Origin of the sequence: Nitratireductor thuwali (assembly GCF_036621415.1) — a bacterium.
GTDB classification, from domain to species: Bacteria; Pseudomonadota; Alphaproteobacteria; order Rhizobiales; family Rhizobiaceae; genus Chelativorans; species Chelativorans thuwali.
In genome coordinates, this window is record NZ_CP030941.1 from 2015905 (window position 1) to 2037365 (window position 21461).

Sequence of the window (21461 nt, forward strand, 5' to 3'; positions counted from 1 at the left end):
GAACAGCGAGGCTGACATCCGTATTCTCATTCATGCCGTCGGCCGAATGAAGGCCGGCCCCGAACGCGACCTGGCCGACCGCTTTCTCGATCGGTTGCACAAAAGCGGACCCGCCGTCGGCATCGAGTTTGCGGGCGTGACCGAATGCGCCGAAAGCCGCGCGCAAACACCCGCCGAGCGCAAGCGCGAGGAAGGCCGCAAGCTGAGCGAACTGGCCGGCACGGGCGCGATCTTCCTGCTCGACGAGCGAGGAAAGAACATCTCCTCGCGCGCTTTGGCCGAAACGATCGCCCGCTACCGCGACGAGGGCGTGAAACAGGTGACGTTCGCCATCGGCGGACCGGACGGGCATGACAGCGAGACACGCGCCGCCGCCGAGATCGCAATATCCTTCGGCGCGCAGACCTGGCCGCATCAGCTCATGCGCATCATGCTGGCCGAGCAGCTCTACCGCTCGGCGACCATCCTCGCCGGCCATCCTTACCATCGCGACTGATGGCGTGGCGTGCGGTGGAGATTGCCGTGTGACTGGCAAGGGTGATGTCCCGAACCATGGTTGATGCTTCCTTAACGAAGCCGAACTACTGTGATGTGACGAGCGTTGCGTGTATCCTGGCGTAAGGAAAGGCCGGGCGACCGGGCACGCGCTTCTGTTCGCGAGAACCCAGGGTCCTGACCCTAGCCGGTTCCTGCAACAGACGAGGCTCCAACGAGGACGCCGTAGGCGGAAGGCATGGGATGAACATTCGGAAGCTCAGCTGCGGAACGGGGATCCGGGGGCTCGCCGCCGCCGCCTTCCTCGCCTGTGCAGCGCTTCCGGCCGCAGCCCAGTCCGTCGACACGCTGGAGATCGAACAGAACAAGAGCCAGGAGGAGTTCGACCGCGTCGCGCGCGAAATGGAGCTCTCGCAACAGCGGCAGGAAGAGCTGGCGGCCGAGCTCGCGGCGGTCAAGAACGACAATGCGGCGCTGACGGCGGCTCTCATCCAGGCGGTCAAGACCGAGCGCAAGCTCAGCGAGGACATCCAGGCCATCGAAGGCAGGCTGGAGAACCTGATCGAGCGGGAGAACGAGCTGAAGACCTCGCTCCGCGCCCGGCGGGGGACCCTTGCCGAGGTCCTGGGCGCCCTGCAGCGCATGGGCCTCAACCCTCCGCCAGCCATACTGGTCCGCCCCGAGGATGCGCTCGCCTCGGTGCGCAGCGCCATTCTGCTGGGCGCGGTCGTGCCGGAACTGCGGGATGAGACTGCGGTCCTGGTGGCCGACCTCCAGGAACTGGCGCGCATCGTCGCCTCCATCCGATCGGAGCGGGAGAGCCTTGAAAGCAAGGTGGCGGAACAGGCCCATGAAAAACAGCGCCTGACCGGTCTGTTGACCGAAAAGCGCCGTCTTCAGGACGAAACGGAAGCCCTGATGGAAGAAGAACTGGCGAAGGCGGAGGACCTGGCCCTGCGCGCCGACAGCCTGCAGGGGCTGATCGTCTCGCTGCAGACCGAGATCGAAAGCCTTCGCGCCGCGCTGGAGGAAAGGCGCGCCCGCCAGGAGCGCGACGCCGAGGATGCGCGCGAGGAAAACGGGCTGGCGGAGGCGCTGCCTTTCACCCGCCGCGCCGGCCTTCTGCCCCTGCCTGTCGCGGGCGAGTTCGTCTCCTACTACGGCGAGGACGACGGCAGCGGAAGCACCCTCAAGGGTGACATTCTAAGGACACAATCAGGCGCGATCGTCACCGCACCGGCTGATGGGACGGTGCTCTATGCGGGTCCGTTTCGTTCATACGGCCAGCTATTGATACTGGACCCCGGCGACGGCTATCATATCGTACTGGCTGGCATGGACCGGCTGCATGTCTCACTGGGGCAAACCGTGTTGGCGGGTGAACCGATAGGCATGATGGGCGAGGCAAGACTGGCAAGTATCACCACGGCTGCCGCGGGCAGTGCCGTTCCCGAACTCTACGTCGAGTTCAGGAAGGATGGGAAACCGGTCGATCCCAAGCTCTGGTGGGCTCGGGAATTATCTGGAAGGACGGGAAATGATACGTAAATTGTCCCTATTGCTTGCCGGCGCGCTGATGGGCGCGTCCGCCGTCAGCCTGGTCCACGGCACAAGCGGATCGGCTGCGGTTGCGGCGGGCACGGAGACCTATCGCCAACTGGCGATCTTCGGCGACATCTTCGAGCGCGTGCGTGCGCAATATGTGACGGAACCGGACGACAAGGAGCTGGTGGAGAGCGCCATCAACGGCATGCTCACCTCGCTCGATCCCCATTCGTCGTTCCTGAATGCCGACGCCGCCAAGGATATGCGCGTTCAGACCAAGGGCGAGTTCGGCGGCCTCGGCATCGAAGTCACGATGGAAAACGAGCTGGTCAAGGTGGTGTCTCCCATTGACGACACCCCGGCCGCGCGCGCCGGCATTCTGCCCGGCGACCTCATCGAGAAAATCGACGGCGAAGAAGTACGCGGCATGGCGCTCAACGATGCCGTGGACAAGATGCGCGGCCCGGTGAACACGCCGATCGAGCTGTCGGTCCTGCGCGAGGGCCAGGCTCAGCCGCTCAAGATCACCATCGTCCGCGACATCATCAAGGTGAAGGCGGTCAAGCATCGCGTCGAAGACGATATCGGCTACATGAAGATCACCTCGTTCACCGAAAAGACCATGGACGACCTGCGCGAGGCTGTCGACGCGATCAAGAGCGCCGTCCCCGACGACGAACTGAAGGGCTACGTTCTCGATCTGCGGCTCAACCCGGGCGGCCTTCTCGATCAGGCCGTCAAGGTCTCCGACGCTTTCCTGGATCGTGGAGAGGTCGTCTCGACACGCGGACGCCAGCCGAACGACATCTCGCGCTTCGGCTCCGAGCCTGGCGATCTGACCGACGGCAAGCCGCTGGTCGTGCTGATCAATGGCGGTTCGGCTAGCGCTTCCGAGATCGTGGCGGGCGCCCTGCAGGATCACCGCCGCGCAACCGTGGTCGGCACCCAGTCCTTCGGCAAGGGATCCGTTCAGACGATCATCCCGCTGGGCGAGAACGGGGCGCTGCGCCTTACCACCGCGCTCTATTACACGCCGTCCGGCCAGTCCATCCAGGGCAAGGGCATCACGCCCGACATCAAGGTGGAGCAGCCCCTGCCCGAAGAACTCGCCGGACGCGACCTTTCACGCGGCGAATCGGACCTGCGCGGCCATATCCAGGGCGAGCTGGAAAGCACGGAAGGTTCCGGCTCCATCGCCTATGTTCCCCCGGAACCAGAGGATGACGTGCAGCTCGGCTACGCACTCGACCTGCTGCGCGGCGTGAAGACCGATCCGGCCTTTCCGCCGAACCCCGAAAAGGCGGTCATGAACCAGTAGGACCTGTGAACGCACGCCGCAGACCCTGCGGCGTGCGTTCGCACATCGTTGCCGCGGGCAATGAGACGCGGAAGAACCGGCCCACCGACATCAAACCTCTTCAACTGCGCTATCATCCCGTCGGCTAGCGATGATTCGCTGCCGCTGGTCGCGCGGCGGCATTTTTGGGGTTAGGCCCTAGACCTGCGATGGGGTTGCACGAGCGAATGGAACCGGGTCGGGACGATATGGACAGGCCTCTCGGCCAGGTGAAGCCCGGCCGCAAGCGCGCGGCACGACGCGTGGGCCTGACAGCGGCGGCAGGCATTTGCACCGCCGTTGGGCTTGTCGGAATCTCCGCCTTCCTGTCATTGAGCGGCGATCCCCTGCGCTCCCCCTCGCCCGCAGCGGTCTCCGAGCCTGAGGTGGCGACCGCTCTCGCCCAGGGCGAGACGGAAACGCAGGCGGCAAGCGCTGAATCCGGGGCGTCCACGCCGCGTTCGGGCGCGCCGGGCGCCTCGATCATCCATCTCGACCCGAAAACGCCCCGCCCGAGCGACAGCGTCGTCGTCATCCGCGATCCAGCAGAAATCAGCCAGAACCCGCGCACCGCGCATCTGCCCGACCGGAGCCTTCTCGAGCCGTCGGAGACGGGGCCGCTTCCCATCCGCAACGCCGCCGGCCGGAGGCCGTTCGATGCCTATGCCCGCCCATGGTCCGGGGCGCGTGGCGCACGGATCGCACTGGTGATAGGCGGTCTCGGCATTTCGCAGACGGGCACGCAGCGCGCGATCGAAAGCCTTCCTCCCGAAATCACGCTCGCCTTTGCCTCGCAGGGCAACAGCCTGTCGCGCTGGATGCAGACGGCCCGGCGCGAGGGCCACGAGATCATGATCCAGCTCCCGCTCGAGCCGTTCGACTACCCCGCCGTCAATCCCGGCCCCAGGACGCTTTTGACCGAGGCTCCGTGGGAGGAGAACGCGCAGAGCCTTCGCTGGGCGCTGTCGCGCATGACGAACTACGTCGGGGTCATGAACTATATGGGCGCGCGCTTCACCGCCGATGCGGACGCGATGGACCTGCTCATGGAAGAACTGGGGCAGCGCGGCCTGGCTTTCCTCGACGACGGCACCTCGGCGCGCAGCCTTGCCGACACCCTTGCCCCCCGGAAAGGCGTTCCGTTTGCCGCCGGGGATACGGTCATCGATGGCGCTCAGGAAAGAGGTGCGATACTGAAGAAGCTGGACGAGCTGGAGCGTATCGCCCGCGCACGCGGCCATGCCGTCGGCACCGGCTCGGCCCTCGACGTCACGATCGAGACCGTCGCCGCCTGGGCCGCAGAAGTCCGCGCGCGCGGCATCGAGCTCGTGCCGGTCTCGGCCGTCGCATTGGACCCTGAAGGATAGCGAACGATATGGCTGTTGCGAAGAAGAAGGCAGACGAGTTGCCCTACCGCCCTTGTGTGGGCATCATGGTGCTGAACGATGCGGGCGACGTATGGGCGGGCCGGCGGATAGTCGAGCCAAAGGGCGAGATGGACGGCGCCACCATGCTCTGGCAAATGCCCCAGGGCGGCATCGACGAGGGCGAGGACCCGCTGGAAGCCGCCAAGCGCGAGCTCTACGAGGAAACCGGCATGAAAAGCGTCTCGCTGCTCGCCGAGGCGCCCGGCTGGATCAACTACGACCTGCCGGAGCATCTGATCGGCATCGCCCTGAAAGGGAAGTTCCGGGGCCAGACGCAGAAATGGTTTGCCTTCCGCTTCGAGGGCGACGAGAGCGAGATCGAGATCAACCCGCCGCCGGGCGGCCACGAGCCCGAATTCGACGCCTGGGCATGGAAGCCCATGGACGCGCTGCCGGGCCTCATCGTGCCCTTCAAGCGCCGCCTTTATGAAGATGTGGTCGCCGCTTTCCGCCACCTTGCGGCCTGAGCCGGCAAAAAGCCGGCCTCGCGGCCGGCTTTCATCAGACCATATGCGCCTTGTAGCATTTTGCAGCCAGGTGAAACTACCTGACGTCCGCATAATGCGGAAAACAAAGAGATAAGTGTCCTTGTGCGTCCGAATGGACGCACGGCGCTTCTAAGCCGGCAGGATCGCCCCTTCGAGCGTCGTCAGCTGGCCGAGGAACTCTTCCGCCTTCGTGCGCGCCTCGTGGTCCTTGGCGTCTTCCATGTCCTCGCGCGCCTCCTGAATGCGGCGGGCAAGATCGGCGCGGTCGATGTCGTCCACATGAACCGCCGATTCGGCGAGCAGCGTGCAACCTTCCGGCAGGATGTCGGCGAAACCGCCGAACACCACATAGCGGTCCTCCTTGCCGGCGGTGCTGGAAACGGTGATGACGCCCGGCTTGATGGTGGTCATGACCGGCGCATGGTCGGCCATGACGGTCATTTCGCCTTCCGCTCCCGGGATCACGACCCGGTCGACCTCCTCGGAAACGAGAAGCCGCTCGGGCGAGACCAATTCGAATTTGAACGATTGAGCCATGACGTCCTACCGATCTGAATATCGGCGAGGCAATCGCTTGCCTCGCCTGAAGACCATATGGGCTGAAGTTTAGGCGGCTTCCGCAGCCAGCTTCTCCGCCTTCTCGATGGCGTCCTCGATGGTGCCGACCATATAGAAGGCAGCCTCGGGCAGGTGGTCGTACTCGCCGGCGACGAGGCCCTTGAAGCCCTTGATCGTGTCGGCGAGATCGACCAGCTTGCCGGGCGTACCGGTGAACACTTCGGCCACGAAGAAGGGCTGCGACAGGAAGCGCTCGATCTTGCGGGCACGGGCCACCGTCAGCTTGTCCTCTTCGGAGAGCTCGTCCATGCCCAGGATCGCGATGATGTCCTGCAGCGACTTGTAGCGCTGCAGCGTCTGCTGCACGTCGCGCGCCACCTCGTAATGCTCCTCGCCGACGATCATCGGGTCGAGCATGCGCGAGGTCGAATCGAGCGGATCCACGGCCGGGTAGATTCCCTTTTCCGAGATAGCGCGATTGAGCACGGTGGTGGCGTCCAGATGCGCGAAGGAGGTCGCCGGCGCCGGGTCGGTGAGATCGTCGGCGGGCACGTAGATGGCCTGCACCGAAGTGATCGAACCCTTGTTGGTCGTCGTGATGCGCTCCTGCAGGGCGCCCATGTCCGTGGCCAGCGTCGGCTGGTAGCCCACGGCCGAAGGAATGCGGCCGAGAAGCGCCGACACTTCCGAACCCGCCTGGGTGAAGCGGAAGATGTTGTCGACGAAGAACAGCACGTCCTGGCCCTGATCGCGGAAATATTCGGCGACCGTGAGGCCCGTCAGGCCGACGCGCGCGCGGGCGCCGGGCGGCTCGTTCATCTGGCCGTAGACGAGGGCGGCCTTGGAGCCTTCGCCGCCGCCCTTCTTGTTGACGCCCGAATCGATGAACTCGTGATAAAGATCGTTGCCTTCGCGGGTACGCTCACCCACGCCGGCGAACACCGAATAGCCGCCATGCGCCTTGGCGACGTTGTTGATCAACTCCTGGATCAGAACCGTCTTGCCGACGCCGGCGCCGCCGAACAGGCCGATCTTGCCGCCCTTGGCGTAAGGCGCCAGCAGGTCGAGGACCTTGATGCCGGTGACCAGGATTTCGGCTTCCGTCGACTGATCGACATATTCCGGCGCGGGCGCGTGAATGGGACGCATCTCCGTCGCCGTGACAGGACCTTCCTCGTCGATCGGCTCGCCGATGACATTGATGATGCGCCCCAGCATCTCCGGGCCGACAGGCACGGTGATCGGGGAGCCGGTGTCGGTCACATCCTGCCCACGCACCAGACCTTCGGTCGAGTCCATGGCAATGCAGCGGACGGTATTTTCACCCAGATGCTGCGCCACCTCGAGCACCAGGCGGTTGCCTTGATTGTCCGTCTCCAGCGCGTTCATGATCGCCGGCAGATGGTCGGTGAAGTGCACGTCGACGACGGCACCGATAACCTGGCGGATCGTACCCTTGGCACCGGGCGCGGCAGCGGTTGCCGCCGCTGTCGTCTTCGTTGCCGACGCACGCTTGGCGGGCGCGGCCTTCTTGGCGGTCGCCGAAGTCGTTTTCGGTGTCGCTGCTCTAGCCATAATCTATAACCTCTTCGGTCCGTTGAGCAATTCCAGGAAAAGTGCGAACCGGTTTTCCGTCCGGAATTGCGAATGCAGGAATTAGAGCGCTTCCGCGCCCGAAATGATTTCGATCAGTTCCTTGGTGATCTGCGCCTGGCGCTGACGGTTGTAGGTGATCGACAATTTATCGATCATCTCGCCCGCATTGCGCGTCGCATTGTCCATCGCGGTCATCTTCGCGCCCATCTCGCCGGCGGCATTTTCCAGGAGCGCCCGGAAGACCTGGATGGCGATATTGCGCGGGATGAGGTCGGCCAGGATGCCCGCCGCGTCCGGCTCATATTCGTAGGCCGCGTCGGAGCCCTGGCTTTCAGCCTCGCCGGCTGCCGGCGGCTGCGCCGGAATCACCTGCAGGGCCGTCGGCACCTGGCTGATGACCGATTTGAACTCGGAATAGAACAGGGTGCAGACGTCGAACTGTCCGTTCTCGAACAGGCCGATGATCTTCTTGGCGATCTCGTCGGCATTGACGAACCCGACCCTCTTCACCTCGCGCAGGTCGACCCGATCAATGATCAGCTGGCCGTACTCGCGGCGAAGAATGTCATACCCCTTCTTGCCGATGCAGAGGATCTTGACCGTCTTGCCTTCCGACAGGAGCTTGCGGATATGCTCGCGCGCATGGCGCGCGATCTGGCTGTTGAACCCGCCGCACAGACCGCGCTCGGCGGTCGCCACGACCAGCAGATGGGTGTCATCCTTGCCGGTGCCTGTCATCAGTGGCGGTGCATCGCTACCCGACACCGTCGAAGCGACATTGGCCAGAACCGCGCCCATGCGCTGGGCGTAGGGCCGCGCGGCTTCCGCGGCCTCCTGCGCGCGGCGCAGCTTCGCCGCGGCGACCATCTGCATCGCCTTGGTGATCTTCTGCGTCGCCTTGACCGAGGCGATCCGGTTGCGAAGGTCCTTGAGGGAAGCCATGCGTCACAAACCTCAGGCGAAGTTCTTGGCGAAGGCGTCGATCTCGGCCTTGAGCTTGCCGCGCAGATCGTCCGACAGGGCCTTTTCCTTGCGGATCGCATCGAGCACGTCCTTGCCCTCACTGCGCATATGCGCCAGCAGGCCCTGCTCAAAACGGGTCACGTCCCTCAGCGCCAGCTTGTCGAGATAGCCCTGAACGCCGGCGAAGATGACCGCGACCTGCTCTTCCGTCTTGAGCGGCGAGAACTGCGGCTGCTTCAAAAGCTCCGTCAGGCGCGCGCCGCGGTTGAGCATGCGCTGGGTGGCGGCGTCGAGGTCCGAGCCGAACTGGGCGAAGGCCGCCATCTCGCGGTACTGGGCGAGCTCGCCCTTGATCGAGCCCGCCACCTGCTTCATCGCCTTGATCTGGGCGGCGGAGCCGACGCGCGACACGGACAGGCCGACATTGACGGCCGGCCGGATGCCCTGGAAGAACAGGTTCGTCTCCAGGAAGATCTGGCCGTCGGTGATCGAGATCACGTTGGTCGGGATGTAGGCTGACACGTCGTTCGCCTGCGTCTCGATGATCGGCAGCGCCGTCAGCGAGCCCGACCCATTGTCTTCGTTGAGCTTCGCAGCACGCTCCAGAAGGCGGGAATGCAGATAGAACACGTCGCCCGGATAGGCTTCGCGGCCGGGCGGACGGCGCAGCAGCAGCGACATCTGGCGATAGGCCACGGCCTGCTTGGAAAGATCGTCATAGCCGATAACGGCGTGCTTGCCGTTGTCGCGGAAATACTCGCCCATGGCGCAGCCGGCGAACGGCGCCAGGAACTGCATCGGCGCGGGGTCCGAGGCGGTGGCGGCGACGACGATGGAATATTCCAGCGCACCGCGCTCTTCCAGCACCTTCACGAACTGCGCGACGGTCGAGCGCTTCTGGCCGACGGCGACATAGACGCAGTAGAGCTTCTGGCTCTCGTCGTCGCCGTCGTTGAGCGCCTTCTGGTTGAGGAAGGTGTCGAGAAGGATGGCTGTCTTGCCGGTCTGGCGGTCGCCGATGATCAGCTCGCGCTGACCGCGGCCGACCGGGATCAGCGCATCGATGGCCTTGAGGCCTGTCGACATCGGCTCGTGCACCGATTTGCGGGGAATGATGCCCGGCGCCTTGACGTCGACGCGGCGGCGCTCCTTGGCCTGGATCGGTCCCTTGCCGTCGATCGGATTGCCGAGGCCGTCGACCACGCGGCCGAGAAGCTCGGGTCCCACCGGCACGTCGACGATGGTTCCGGTCCGCTTGACCGTGTCGCCTTCCTTGATGTCGCGATCGGCGCCGAAGATGACCACGCCGACATTGTCGACTTCCAGATTCAGCGCCATGCCGCGAATGCCGCCGGGGAACTCGACCATCTCGCCGGCCTGGACATTGTCGAGGCCGTAGACACGGGCAATGCCGTCACCGACGGACAAGACCTGACCGACCTCCGAAACTTCGGCCTCTTTGCCGAAATTCTTGATCTGGTCCTTGAGAATTGCGGAAATTTCCGCCGCGCGGATATCCATCAGCCGACCTCTTTCAGTGCAAGCTTGAGCGAATTGAGTTTGGTTTTAAGCGAAGTATCGATCTGGCGCGATCCGAGCTTGACGACAAGTCCGCCGAGAAGGGAGGGATCGACCGTCACATCCATGGTGACGTCCTTGCCGGCAACCTCCTTGAGGGCGGCCTTGAGCTCTTTTTCCTGCGCCGCGGTCATCTTATGCGCGACGGACACCTCGGCGGCAACCTCGCCCCGGGCCCGCGCGGCGATCTGCCGAAAGGCGCGGATCATCTGCGGCACGGCGAAAAGGCGCCGGTTGCGCGCGGTCACGCGAAGGAAATTGCCGACCAGGCCGGTGATGCCGGCCTTGTCGAGTACGGCGCCGATGGCTTTGAACTGTTCTTCGGCTGAAAAGACCGGGCTCTTGATCAGGCGCTGAAGATCGTCGCTGCCTTTGAGCATTTCCTCGAAGCGCGACAGATCGCTTTCAGCGGCTGGAACGGCCTTCGCTTCATTGGCGAGTTCGAACAGCGACTGCGCATAACGCCCTGCCACTCCGGAGATCATCGAGCCAGATTCTGCCACGGGATGGTCTCTTCTCACAGCTGAGGGTCGCGAGATTTGACGCTGGAGTGCGAAGACTCGGGCTAAATCCCTGACCTTGTTGATGTTATTTCAACACAGGAGAACGCGTGCCACCGTCCCCCGGCCGAAAGCCGCTTGCCGTCTAGCACAGGCTTCCCGGACTCGCAACACGCCGCAGGGCGGCGAAAGGGGAGGTTTTGTCGCAGCCGCTGCGCGGCTGCAGCGTCGTGCGTCCGTTTGGGCGGGCGAAGGACGCTGCAGCCTATGAAATTTGCGCATCGCGTTTGCCGAAGGTCGATCCGGTTTGCGGGCCGATGCCGCAGCTGCGACGTCAGCCGATGAAGCCGAAGGTGAAGGCCAGCGGCAGCGCCGCAAGCACGATCGCGACCATGAGGCAGAGCCAGTTGTAGAGCGTGTTGGCGCCGTCCGACATCATGGAAACCAGGCGCCCGAAAGCCGCCAGCGCCCACGCCAGACCGAGCACCATGTAGACCAGCGGTTGGGCGAACAGGATGGCGCCGAGACCGATGCCGACATAGAAGCCGCCCAACTGCGCCCTCACCGACGAGACGCCTGAAGCCCGCGAGGGCTCGTTCTCCAATCGCAGCACCCGCAGCGTCAGCCGCGGCGCGAAAAGCGCGCAGGCTCCCAAAAGCACGGTAAAAGCCGCCACGCTCCAGGCCAGCCACTCGCCCTGGCTGTAGGGCCAGGGAAACGCGAAATCCATTCTTGCCCCCATTCCGCAGGCCCGAAACCGGCCTGCTTCAAACCTATATGCATTGCCGCTGATCGGCACTGTGCCGTGACGACGCATGGTGGATGCACAGACAAAGGGCTGCCAGCAAAGCCGCACGCCGTCAAGCGCCAGCGAAAGCCTCAGGGACAACAGCTATAGAAAACTCTGCGGGTCGACGTCGACCTGCACGCGGACCGAGCCGCGCGGGCGCGGCGCGGCTTCTATCATGGCGCGCAGATAGGCCTGTATGTCGGCGCGCCGCCCGCCCTGGACGAGCAGGCGGAAACGGTGGCGTCCGGCGATCAGCGAAAGCGGCGCCTCGGCGGGGCCGAGCGTCATGAGGTCGCCGGATGCCGGGGCTGCCCGGCGAAGCGCACGGGCATGGCCCTCCGCCTCGGCCCGGCTTGCCGCGCTGACGATGAGCGCCGCCAGCCTGCCGAAGGGCGGCAGCCCCGCCCGCTCGCGCTCGGCGATCTCCCTTTCATAAAACGCTTCCGCATCGCCCGAGACGAGCGCCCTCATGACCGGGTGCTCGGGCTGGTATGTCTGGATCAGCCCATGGCTTTTGCGCCCGGAACGCCCCGCCCGGCCCGTCACCTGGCTGAGGAGCTGGAAGGTGCGCTCGGCCGCGCGCGGATCGCCATTGGCAAGACCCAGATCCGCATCGACCACGCCGACCAGCGTCATGCCGGGGAAATTGTGTCCCTTGGCCACCAGTTGCGTTCCCACGACAATGTCGGCCTGGCCTTCCGCGATCGCCTCAAGCTCCAGCCGCAGCCGCTTCACGCCGCCTATCATGTCGGAGGAAAGCAGGATCGTGCGCGCCTCGGGAAAATGGCGGTCGATTTCCTCGGCGATGCGTTCCACACCCGGCCCGCAAGCAGCCAGGTGGTCGAGCGTGCCGCATTCGGGACAGGACTCGGGACGCGGCTCGTTATGCCCGCAATGATGGCATACGAGCTGGCCGCGAAAGCGGTGCTCGACCAGCCAGCTCGAGCAATCCGGACACTGGAACCGATGGCCGCATACCCGGCACAAAGTGAGCGGAGCGTAGCCGCGCCGGTTGAGAAACAGCAGCGACTGCTCCTTGCGCTCCAGCGTCTTGCCGACCGCCTCGATAAGGATCGGCGACAGGAAGCCGCCCCGCTCGGGTGGCGCCTTGCGCATATCCACCGCGCTCAGCTCCGGCAGCGCCGCGTCGGCGAAACGCGCCGGCAGCTTGATGCGCTCATAGCGGCCCTGATCGGCGTTCACACGGCTTTCCAGCGACGGGGTGGCCGAGGCGAGCACGACGGGGAACCTCCCGATATGCCCGCGCACCACCGCCATGTCGCGCGCATTGTAGAAGACGCGATCCTCCTGCTTGTAGGCCGGGTCGTGCTCCTCGTCGACGACGATCAATCCCAGGTCATCGAAGGGAAGAAACAGTGCCGAACGCGCGCCGGCGACGACGCGTATCCGGCCTTCCGCCACCTGGCGCCATACGCGCTCGCGCTTTCGCGGCGGCAGGTCCGAATGCCATTCGGCCGGCTTGGCCCCGAACCGGTCGTGAAACCGTTCCAGGAATGCCTGCGTCAGGGCGATCTCGGGAATGAGGATCAGAACCTGTTTCCCCTTTTCGAGCGCGGCGGCGACCGCCTCGAAATAGACCTCCGTCTTGCCCGAGCCCGTGACGCCGTCGAGAAGCCCGACGGAGAACGCATCGCCGCGGGCCAGGCGCCGCAGCCTGTCCGCCGCTTCCGCCTGGTCCGGCGATAGCTCCGCCTTGGCGAAATCCGGATCGGGCGCCGGCACGATGGGGCGGGGAGGAATTTCGACCGTATCGAATATCCCCTGCGCGCTCAGCCCGTCGACGACGCCGAGCGAGACGCCGGCCGCATGCGCCAAACCGGATCGCGTCCAGGCCTGGCCGTCACCGGCGAGCGCCAGCACGCGCTCGCGCGCCGCCGTCAGGCGGTCGGGCCGCCGCTCGGTCAGCCGCAGGCCCTGGATGGGCGGTTCGGGATCGAACGCGGCCGGCGCGCGCAAAAGCATGCGCGCCACCATGCCGGCGGGCGACAAGGTATAGGCAGCGATCCACTCGACGAAGCGGCGTGTCGGCGCATCCAAGGGCGGACAGTCGAACACATGCGCGATCGGCCGCAGCTTCTTCGCGTCGACCGGGCCCCCTTCGCCGTCCCAGGCGATGCCGGCCACCTCCCGCGGACCCAGCGGCACCCGCACGATGGATCCCGGAACCACCCGCATCCCTGCCGGCACGGCGTAGGAATAGGGTCTGTCCGCCGGCATGGGCACCATGACGGGAATGACACCGGTTCTTGCCGAATCTTGTTTCATGAGGCGTGACCTTGCCGTTTTCTTGGATTAGAGCAAGGCCGAGTGTAGATAAGAGGCTGCACCGTCCGCGCCAGCGCCACCCAAGGAGTAGACCATGAAATTTTTCGTCGATACGGCCGATGTGAACGAGATCCGCGAGCTCAACGATCTGGGCCTGCTGGACGGCGTGACCACGAACCCTTCGCTGATCATGAAATCGGGCCGCGACATACAGGAAGTGACCAAGGAAATCTGCTCGATGGTCGAAGGTCCGGTGTCGGCCGAGGTGACCGCCACCGATTTCAGCGGCATGATGAGGGAAGCCGACATCCTGTCGAAGATCGCCGACAATATCTGCATCAAGGTGCCGCTCACCCTCGACGGCCTCAAGGCCTGCAAGGAGATCACCGGCAGCGGCCGCCTGGTCAATGTGACGCTGTGCTTTTCGGCCAACCAGGCGCTGCTCGCCGCCAAGGCCGGCGCGACCTTCATCTCGCCCTTTATCGGGCGGTTGGACGACCTGGGGATCGACGGGATGGAGCTGATCGCCGAAATCCGCACGATCTACGACAATTACGACTTTGCCACGGAAATCCTCGCCGCCTCGATCCGCACCGTCAACCACGTCAAGCAGGCCGCCCTCATCGGCGCCGACGTGGCCACCGTTCCGCCCGCGACCTTGAAGGCACTCGTCAAGCATCCCCTGACCGACAAGGGTCTGGAAGCCTTCCTCGCCGACTGGGCGAAAACCGGCCAGAAGATCGGCTGACGGCCGGACGCACCGCCGTTCGGCCCTCGGGCGCCCTCCACCATCTGCGCGGCAGCAGCGCGCGGACGGCCCCTCGGGCCGGCACACGGACAAGCATGATGACTGCACGAAGGAAGTCGTCGATCGTGAACAATCCGGGTTCTAAGCGGCGGCCTGCATCGGCCGGAATTGAAGCACAGCGATCAAGAACGACAAAAACACCTTCAGCCACCTGAGCAGGAGGGAGAAGTTGTAGCCGGCGGTGGCCAGGATGGCGTTGATGGCATCGCCCTGGGCGTGGGCGAGGTAGTTGCGGCCCATCCTTGCTCGTTCTTGATATGGCCGATCACCGGCTCGACGGCGGGTCGTCGTCGCATCTGGCGCTTGATGGCCGGCGTCACGCGACGCTTCTGGCCTGCGGTGAAGACCCTGAACCTGTGGCTTTGCGGCGCGTTGTGGCCGCGGTAGCCAGCGTCGGCGAGGATGCGCTCGATCTCGGCGCCGACGGTGTCTTGCATCGCGGGGATGACCGTTCCCAGGGTATGGCCGTCATAGGGGTTGCCGGGAAGGGCCATGACGTGCAGAGCGAACTGGCCGCCCTTCGAGCGCTTCAGCGTGGTGGCGATCGAGACTTTGACGCCGAATTCATAAGGGGCGTGGGCCTTGCCCTTGCCGATGCACTCGACCTCATGGGCGTGCAGGCTGTAGATCTTGCGGCCACGCTGGCGTTGCCTCTGCTCGAGAACGGTGGAGGCCTGGTAGAGCGGCCACTTGAAGACCGCGTCCAGCTCCGCATCGCCGGCGATCTGGCGCTTGATGTCGCGGATGGTCCGTCCGAGATAGGTCTTCAGCTTGCGCAGCGCCTTGCCCGCTCGCTTGAATTGCTTGGCGTGGGCATAGCGCTGATGCTTGATCAGCGCCAGCTTGCCGACCCGGACATAGGACTGGCGCAGGTCGAGCCCCGTCTTCTTGGCCAGCCGTACCAGCCGCTCGCGGGCACGATGGATAAGCTTGGCGCCGGTCGGAAACATGACATTCTTGGGCTGCACCGTCGTGTCGACGATGACCCGCCGCGTGTCCTGCGGCTTCATCGCGCCAGTCTTCACCGCCACGCACGGCTTTCCTGCAGCAGGACTGCGATCCGTTCCTCGCCCATGCGCTGACGCCAGCGCGTCATCGAGGAGCGGTCAAAAGGCAGTTCGTGCTGGAAGAACTCCTCGCCGCACAGATACTGGTAATAAGCGTTCTCGATCCACCGCTCGCACAGTGCCTCGTCCGACAGGTTGAAGGTGTGCTTGAGGAGCGCCAGCCCAGCCATCAGCCGTGTCGGCAAGGGCGGCATACCCGGCCCGTCGGAATAGACCGCGCCGAAACGCTCTTCCAGCACCGACCAGTCGATGGCCTGCGTCAACCGCACCAGCTCGTGCTTCATGTTGAGAATCTGATCAAGGCGGGCGCGGAACAGATCCTGTTCTCCCGTCTCACGCCGCTCGCGTGGTTTGCCCATCGCCTGGCTCTCCGATTCACCGCGATAAAGGCAGTGAATCATGCTTCGCCGGGCAGACCATAAACTGGAATTGCAAGAAAACGACCCACAACAAGGCTGTTTCCTGCAATCTCGAAATCAACACTGCAGACTTTTTCTACGAAATATCAGTGGCTTCCGGATTCTTCACGGCCGACGAAGTCGGGCCGGTTCGTCGACCAGCCCGACCTGTAGTGCCTCGATGGAAAGGCCCTGCTATATTCCGAGCAGGGCCTTGGCTTCGCCCAGCGTGGCCATCGACGCGTCGTGGTTGCCGGCCTGGTGCTCGGCCTCGCCACGGGCGCGAAGCTCCATCACCTTGGCCTTGTCATCCTCGCTGAGGCTTGCTGTCTCCAAGGCAGCATCAATCGCGGCCATCTCGGCCGGGCACGAATGCGCCAGAGCGGAAGCGGGAAACGCAAAAAGCGCGGCGGCAAGCAGTAACGTTCGCAACATGAAAGCCTCCCTGGCCGGGGTTGTGACGGCGGCAGGTGCCGCCGATGCGGCCAACCCGATCATAGGCCCACCCCATTGCAACGCAAAGTGGGCCGAATTCAAATTCTCGCGAGAACCGGCGCGCGTCAGGGCGGCCCATGATTTTTGCGGAACGGCGTCCCGGCTGCAGAGGCACAGCTCCGCTCCTCTTGCACGTCGATACGGGCCCCCGATCCGACACCTTTCGAGGGGCGACCTACATAGACGCTGTATAGTAGAAGATGTGCCTTCCGACCTGGCCGGTCCGCTCAAGCTTGCTCGCCCACCCCGGCAGCACGAAATCTGCATGGTAGTGAGTGGAGCGCCTAAGCGGCTGGTGGACGTCGCAGCGGCGCTCGTCGCAATCGAAGATCGCGCGTGCGATCAGCTCTGCAGTCTCGAACGCGCGCGGTTCCCTGATCCGGTCGGGTAAACTGTCGCAGGCAAATGAGAACTGGCAGGCATTCTTCAGATGGTCGTTCTGGTAGACGACGTCGCAGACAGTGTCGGGATAGAAGTTGCTTTCGACCCGATTGAGGATGACGCGTGCCACAGCCTTCTGACCGACATGCGGCTCTCCCCGCGCCTCGAAATAGATCGCCCGCGAGAGACACTCGATTTCCTTCTGATAGCTGCGGTAGATCGGTGTCGACTCGGGTCGCGGTTGCGGAACAGGCACAGCCCTCGCGGAAGCCCCCTGGGAAAGAAAAACGGCGCACAAAACGCCCATGGCGAGCGCTCTGCCCGCTGTCAACTGCATCATCTGCCAGCCCCGTGTTGTATTTTCTTTCGCGAGCTCCTGCAGGATCAATTGGGCCTGACATTGAAAAGGATGCGGCAGGAAAAAGGCATCTCCGGTCTTCCACAGGACCGCCGCCTTTATTTGCGCGGACCATACGGCGGACCGAAAACGGTGAAACAGGGACTGCGTCTACACGATAGCCCTGTAAAATTGAGGCACGAGCGACGGCAATAATTGGGTGGGTGGCGGTCGTATCATCAGTCGCTATGGGATGTCGGTTTGCGGACTAGCGGTCATGTTCAGGTCGGTAGTGTGTCCTGCATGGAAGCACGATTTCCGTGGCGATCGTACCAGGCTGCCAGCGCTGGATGGATGGCGCGCCAATCTGGTTTGAGCTGCTGAAATTCCATCAGACCGAGCCCCGCCGCGAGTGCAATGCTTCGGAACACCGGAAAGTCCGGAAGGCGCTTCTTGTCAACTTCACTTTCCAAGTACGCCAGGCAACGCTTCGAACGCTCGGTCTCAACCCTGACAAGGAAATCAGAGCGCAGGTGGAGTTCGCGTCTGTTCTCGCGGACCCAGCTGGCAATTCCTTCCAGAAAACCGAGTATTTGACCCTCCTGGCATATCTCTCGCCAAGTCAAGTATTCGGGATGCGGTATCGGTGCCGATCTGGACTTCGATGCCAGGTAGTCATACACATGCCTCACTTCAGTGATCGTGAGATCGCCGTCAATCAGTGTAGGGACACGACCAACGGCACTGTATTCGAGCACGGGATTATCGGGTCGGCGGTTCGCAGCCAAGACCTCGATGGTCTCGGCCGCCAGCCCGCTTTCACGTATCATGATACGTGCGATACGCGCGTATGGAGAACCTGGTGAATAAAACAGCTTCATCTATCTAGATTAGCCTGCCCGTCTCGGAAATCCAGTGACAAGGAACGGCCGCCCTGAGCTCGAATCAATCGTTCCGGGCGAAGCGCAAACAGCCGCAATGGGATCGATAGCAGCCGTCGCTGATCGTCAAGATATAATCGGGATATATCGCGCTGTAACCTAGCACCGGCGGTTCGCTATGCAGATTGGTAGGATGCGGAGATCGGCGGCGATATCGCGCCATAGAGGGCAATCGGCGGGATGGCGGAGAGGGAGGGATTCGAACCCCCGATACGGTTGCCCGTATGCCGCATTTCGAGTGCGGTGCTTTCAACCACTCAGCCACCTCTCCGCGGTCGCCGGTGCGGGGCGAAGCCCTGCGCGGGCGCTTAGATAGCGGCGAACCGCTTTCGATACAAGGCTGAATCTGGTCCGAATCCGGTTTCGGGCGCCGCGATCGGCGGCAGCGGACTTGACCTTGCGGCCGGCTTGAATTATGGACCCGCCTATTGCGGCGTGGAGCGTTCTCTGCGCCGCTTATTTCGTGAGGCCCTGCGGGCCTTTTAAATCAGACTGATAAAAAGACGGCAGGCAGCGTGCGCGCGGCCCAAGCCGGACCGGACACCGAAAGGCCAGAATGATGTTCGCAGTCATCAAGACCGGCGGAAAGCAGTATCGCGTTTCCGCAAATGACCTCCTTGAGGTCGAAAAAGTTTCCGGCGAGCCCGGCGACATCATCCAGTTCGGCGATGTGCTCATCGTCGGCGAGGGCGAGGACGTAACCCTCGGCGTGCCCTTCGTGGACGGCGCCAGCGTGGCGGCCGAAGTGGTGGAGCAGGGGCGCGGCAAGAAGGTGATCGCCTTCAAGAAGCGCCGCCGTCAGAATTCGCGCCGCAAGCGCGGCCATCGCCAGCTTCTGACCACCGTGCGCATCTCGGAGATCCTGACGGGCGGCGCCAAGCCTTCCAAGAAGGCGGCGGCCAAACCGGCGGCAAAGGCCGAGTCCAAGAAGGACGGCGAGAAGGCCGCGCCGAAGAAGGCCGAAGCCAAGGCCGAGGCAACCACGGCTCCGCTGTTCACGGCGCCGGCGGGCGAGCCCGACGATCTGACCAAGATCAAGGGCATCGGCCCGGTAGCGGCGGGCCAGCTCCAGGAGCAGGGCATCGCCACCTACGCGCAGATCGCCGGACTTTCCGACGACGATGTCGCGCGGATCGACGAAGCCATGCCTTTCAGCGCCGACCAGATCAAGGACTGGCGCGAACAGGCCAAGGAACTGGCAAAGTAGGGCCAGTTCAAAAACGGAATTGAATTTGGACGCGAAGGCGTTCATAAGAACAACCAGGCGTTCGCAGGACGCAAAGGAGTAACACCATGGCACACAAAAAAGCTGGCGGTTCGTCGCGCAACGGTCGCGATTCCGAATCCAAGCGCCTTGGCGTGAAGAAATTCGGCGGCGAGAAGGTCGTTGCCGGCAACATCATCATTCGTCAGCGCGGCACGAAGTGGCATCCCGGCTCGAATGTCGGCATGGGCAAAGACCACACGCTGTTTGCGCTCGACGCCGGCAATGTGTCCTTCGCCAAGAAGGCCAACGGCCGAACCTACGTATCCGTAAACCCAATTCTCGAAGCAGCGGAGTAGCCGGTTCCGCACCAAGAACACCGGCGACCCATCTTGGGACCCGGTGTCGGATGAAATCCGGAAAAGGTTCAGGGGAGATGGGTCGCCATCTCCCCTTTCTTTTTGCCCGGAGGAAAAACGATGGTTGCCGACAGTGAAGAGGTCGAGAGCGAAAGTTGCAGTATAGAGTGCCCGGTCCTGGTGACCGAGCGGCTGGTGCTGCGGCCGCCGCATGAAGACGATGCGGACGAGCTGGTCGAGCTCGCCAACGACAAGCGGGTGGCCGAGATGCTCTCGCGCATGCCCTATCCCTATAGCGCCGCGGACGCGGTGACCTTCATTCGCGGCAGCAAGTCCCGCAGCAATGGCGGTTGCAACTATGCGGTGGCCCTGTCCGGCAGCGGCGCCTTCATCGGCTGCGCCGGGCTCGACAACCGCGAGCACGGCCTGGAGCTCGGCTACTGGATCGGGGAACCCTACTGGGGCCGCGGCTATGCGACGGAGGTGGCGCATGCGCTGGTCGATCTGGCGTTCCGGGCGACCGATGCCGACCGGCTGAACGTGTCGTGCCGGGTCATCAACGCGGCCTCGCGCCGGGTGATCCACAAATGCGGGTTCCAGTATGTGGGCCAGGGCATGATGGATTCGGTGGTCGCGGGACGCGTTCCCATCGAGCGCTATCAGCTCGACCGCAAGACCTGGGTCAGCCTCAGGAGCTGGGGCGCCTAAGCCGACGGAAACGGCCGGGAGGCGTTTGGCCAACGCCAGCTGCCTCCCGCGCCTTTCGATCGGCTGCAGCGCCGTGCGCCCATCGTGCATTCGGAAAATCGATTTCGATTTTCGGGCCGATGCTGTAGACGAAGCGACAAACGGAAAGACACGCGGCGCCATGAAATTCCTCGACCAAGCAAAAGTCTACATTCGTTCCGGCGACGGCGGGGCGGGCGCGGTTTCTTTCCGGCGCGAGAAATTCATCGAATTCGGCGGGCCCGACGGCGGCGATGGCGGGCGTGGCGGCGACGTCTGGATCGAGGCGGTCGACGGCCTCAACACGCTGATCGACTATCGCTACCAGCAACATTTCAAGGCCCAGACGGGCGTCCATGGGATGGGGCGCAACCGCACGGGAGCCAAGGGCGCGGATGTCGTGCTCAAGGTGCCGGTGGGCACCCAGGTCTTCGAGGAAGACAATGAAACGCTGATCTGCGACCTGACCAAGGTCGGCCAGCGTTTCCGCCTGGCGGCCGGCGGCAATGGCGGTTTCGGCAACCAGCACTTCAAATCCTCCACAAATCAGGCTCCGCGCCGCGCCAATCCCGGCCTGCCGGGGGAGGAGGCCTGGATATGGCTGCGGCTGAAACTGATTGCCGATGCCGGGCTCGTCGGCCTGCCCAATGCGGGCAAGTCTACCTTCCTCGCCTCGGTGACGGCGGCTAAGCCCAAGATCGCGGACTACCCGTTCACGACACTGCACCCCAATCTGGGCGTGGTGCGTGTGGATGCGCGCGAATTCGTGCTTGCAGATATTCCCGGCCTCATCGAAGGCGCCCATATGGGCGTGGGGATCGGCGACCGGTTTTTGGGCCATGTCGAGCGCACGCGGGTGCTTCTGCATCTCGTCTCCGCGCGGGAGGAAGACGTGGCGGCGGCCTACAGCACCGTGCGGGGCGAGCTTGAAGCCTACGGTCATGGCCTTGACGAGAAGCCGGAGGTCCTGGCGCTGAGCCAGGCCGATCTGCTGGACGAGGATGAGCGCGCGGAAAAGCTTGCCGCCTTGCAGGAAGCATCCGGAGCCCGGCCGCTACTGCTGTCGGCGGCGACGAAGGAGGGCGTCGAGGAGGTTCTCCGCGCCCTGATGCGCTTCATCGAGGAAGCGCGGATGCAGGAGAGCGATCCTCAGGCCGCGGACGACCGCTGGCAGAAGTGACGG

The 21461-nt window shown here is 64.0% G+C and carries 20 protein-coding genes, 1 tRNA gene and 1 pseudogene; 10 read left to right on the forward strand and 12 right to left on the reverse strand.

The window, feature by feature from the left end:
- Window positions 1-16 precede the first annotated feature (16 nt).
- The 5 genes from rlmH (at window position 17) to NTH_RS09745 (ending at window position 5270) form a co-directional block, all read left to right on the forward strand.
- Window positions 17-496, forward strand: coding sequence for a 23S rRNA (pseudouridine(1915)-N(3))-methyltransferase RlmH (rlmH, locus tag NTH_RS09725; protein WP_338531856.1), 480 nt, complete (start codon window positions 17-19; stop codon window positions 494-496).
- 242 nt (window positions 497-738) lie between these two features.
- Window positions 739-2043, forward strand: coding sequence for a murein hydrolase activator EnvC family protein (locus tag NTH_RS09730; RefSeq protein ID WP_338529832.1), 1305 nt, complete (start codon window positions 739-741; stop codon window positions 2041-2043).
- Window positions 2033-3358 carry a S41 family peptidase gene (locus NTH_RS09735; RefSeq protein WP_338529833.1) on the forward strand — a complete coding sequence of 442 codons (1326 nt, stop codon included), beginning with the start codon at window positions 2033-2035 and terminating at the stop codon, window positions 3356-3358. Before NTH_RS09730 ends, NTH_RS09735 begins: the two co-directional genes overlap by 11 nt.
- A gap of 227 nt (window positions 3359-3585) precedes the next feature.
- Window positions 3586-4743 carry a divergent polysaccharide deacetylase family protein gene (locus tag NTH_RS09740; RefSeq protein ID WP_338529834.1) on the forward strand — a complete coding sequence of 386 codons (1158 nt, stop codon included), beginning with the start codon at window positions 3586-3588 and terminating at the stop codon, window positions 4741-4743.
- An 8-nt stretch (window positions 4744-4751) separates the two neighbouring features.
- A complete protein-coding gene (locus NTH_RS09745) occupies window positions 4752-5270 on the forward strand; it encodes an RNA pyrophosphohydrolase (protein ID WP_338529835.1) in 519 nt (172 codons plus the stop codon).
- A gap of 150 nt (window positions 5271-5420) precedes the next feature.
- Here NTH_RS09745 and NTH_RS09750 read toward each other — a convergent pair whose 3' ends face one another.
- The 7 genes from NTH_RS09750 to NTH_RS09780 all read right to left on the reverse strand — a co-directional run bounded on the left by NTH_RS09750 (window position 5421) and on the right by NTH_RS09780 (window position 13562).
- The gene (locus tag NTH_RS09750) at window positions 5421-5828 is read right to left on the reverse strand and encodes a F0F1 ATP synthase subunit epsilon (RefSeq protein WP_338529836.1); all 408 of its coding nucleotides are present in this window, start codon (window positions 5826-5828) and stop codon (window positions 5421-5423) included.
- A 69-nt stretch (window positions 5829-5897) separates the two neighbouring features.
- Window positions 5898-7424 carry a F0F1 ATP synthase subunit beta gene (gene atpD, locus NTH_RS09755; protein WP_338529837.1) on the reverse strand — a complete coding sequence of 509 codons (1527 nt, stop codon included), beginning with the start codon at window positions 7422-7424 and terminating at the stop codon, window positions 5898-5900.
- Between the two features lie 81 nt (window positions 7425-7505).
- Window positions 7506-8387, reverse strand: coding sequence for a F0F1 ATP synthase subunit gamma (locus NTH_RS09760; protein WP_338529838.1), 882 nt, complete (start codon window positions 8385-8387; stop codon window positions 7506-7508).
- A gap of 12 nt (window positions 8388-8399) precedes the next feature.
- Window positions 8400-9929 carry a F0F1 ATP synthase subunit alpha gene (atpA, locus tag NTH_RS09765; RefSeq protein WP_338529839.1) on the reverse strand — a complete coding sequence of 510 codons (1530 nt, stop codon included), beginning with the start codon at window positions 9927-9929 and terminating at the stop codon, window positions 8400-8402.
- Window positions 9929-10489 carry a F0F1 ATP synthase subunit delta gene (locus tag NTH_RS09770; protein WP_338529840.1) on the reverse strand — a complete coding sequence of 187 codons (561 nt, stop codon included), beginning with the start codon at window positions 10487-10489 and terminating at the stop codon, window positions 9929-9931. The genes atpA and NTH_RS09770 overlap by 1 nt, the downstream gene beginning before the upstream one ends.
- Before the next feature lie 331 nt (window positions 10490-10820).
- The gene (locus tag NTH_RS09775) at window positions 10821-11216 is read right to left on the reverse strand and encodes a DUF4345 family protein (protein WP_338529841.1); all 396 of its coding nucleotides are present in this window, start codon (window positions 11214-11216) and stop codon (window positions 10821-10823) included.
- Between the two features lie 162 nt (window positions 11217-11378).
- On the reverse strand, window positions 11379-13562 hold the full coding sequence (locus NTH_RS09780) for a primosomal protein N' (protein ID WP_338529842.1): 2184 nt from the start codon (window positions 13560-13562) through the stop codon (window positions 11379-11381).
- Window positions 13563-13656: 94 nt separating this feature from the next.
- On the opposite strand from NTH_RS09780, the gene fsa reads away from it, so the two are divergent.
- A complete protein-coding gene (gene fsa, locus NTH_RS09785) occupies window positions 13657-14310 on the forward strand; it encodes a fructose-6-phosphate aldolase (protein ID WP_338529843.1) in 654 nt (217 codons plus the stop codon).
- 141 nt (window positions 14311-14451) lie between these two features.
- Here fsa and NTH_RS09790 read toward each other — a convergent pair.
- From NTH_RS09790 to NTH_RS09810, 5 genes and pseudogenes are all read right to left on the reverse strand, one after another.
- Window positions 14452-15796 (reverse strand): annotated as a pseudogene (locus NTH_RS09790) (IS5 family transposase).
- A gap of 234 nt (window positions 15797-16030) precedes the next feature.
- Window positions 16031-16270, reverse strand: coding sequence for a hypothetical protein (locus NTH_RS09795; RefSeq protein WP_338529844.1), 240 nt, complete (start codon window positions 16268-16270; stop codon window positions 16031-16033).
- Window positions 16271-16505: 235 nt separating this feature from the next.
- Window positions 16506-17099, reverse strand: a complete 594-nt coding sequence (locus tag NTH_RS09800; protein WP_338529845.1) for a cell wall hydrolase — start codon at window positions 17097-17099, stop codon at window positions 16506-16508.
- Window positions 17100-17329: 230 nt separating this feature from the next.
- Complete coding sequence (locus NTH_RS09805; protein ID WP_338529846.1) at window positions 17330-17929, reverse strand: glutathione S-transferase family protein; 600 nt, start codon at window positions 17927-17929, stop codon at window positions 17330-17332.
- A 241-nt stretch (window positions 17930-18170) separates the two neighbouring features.
- A tRNA-Ser gene (locus tag NTH_RS09810) sits at window positions 18171-18260 on the reverse strand.
- A gap of 288 nt (window positions 18261-18548) precedes the next feature.
- On the opposite strand from NTH_RS09810, the gene NTH_RS09815 reads away from it, so the two are divergent.
- The 4 genes from NTH_RS09815 (at window position 18549) to obgE (ending at window position 21458) form a co-directional block, all read left to right on the forward strand.
- Window positions 18549-19196 carry a 50S ribosomal protein L21 gene (locus NTH_RS09815; RefSeq protein WP_338531857.1) on the forward strand — a complete coding sequence of 216 codons (648 nt, stop codon included), beginning with the start codon at window positions 18549-18551 and terminating at the stop codon, window positions 19194-19196.
- Between the two features lie 86 nt (window positions 19197-19282).
- Window positions 19283-19552: a 50S ribosomal protein L27 gene (gene rpmA, locus NTH_RS09820; protein ID WP_265516258.1), complete on the forward strand. Its 270-nt coding sequence runs from the start codon at window positions 19283-19285 to the stop codon at window positions 19550-19552.
- Between the two features lie 120 nt (window positions 19553-19672).
- Complete coding sequence (locus tag NTH_RS09825; protein WP_338529847.1) at window positions 19673-20260, forward strand: GNAT family N-acetyltransferase; 588 nt, start codon at window positions 19673-19675, stop codon at window positions 20258-20260.
- 160 nt (window positions 20261-20420) lie between these two features.
- Entirely contained in the window at window positions 20421-21458 is a 1038-nt protein-coding gene (gene obgE, locus NTH_RS09830) for a GTPase ObgE (protein WP_338529848.1), read from the forward strand.
- The last annotated feature ends 3 nt before the right edge of the window (window positions 21459-21461 follow it).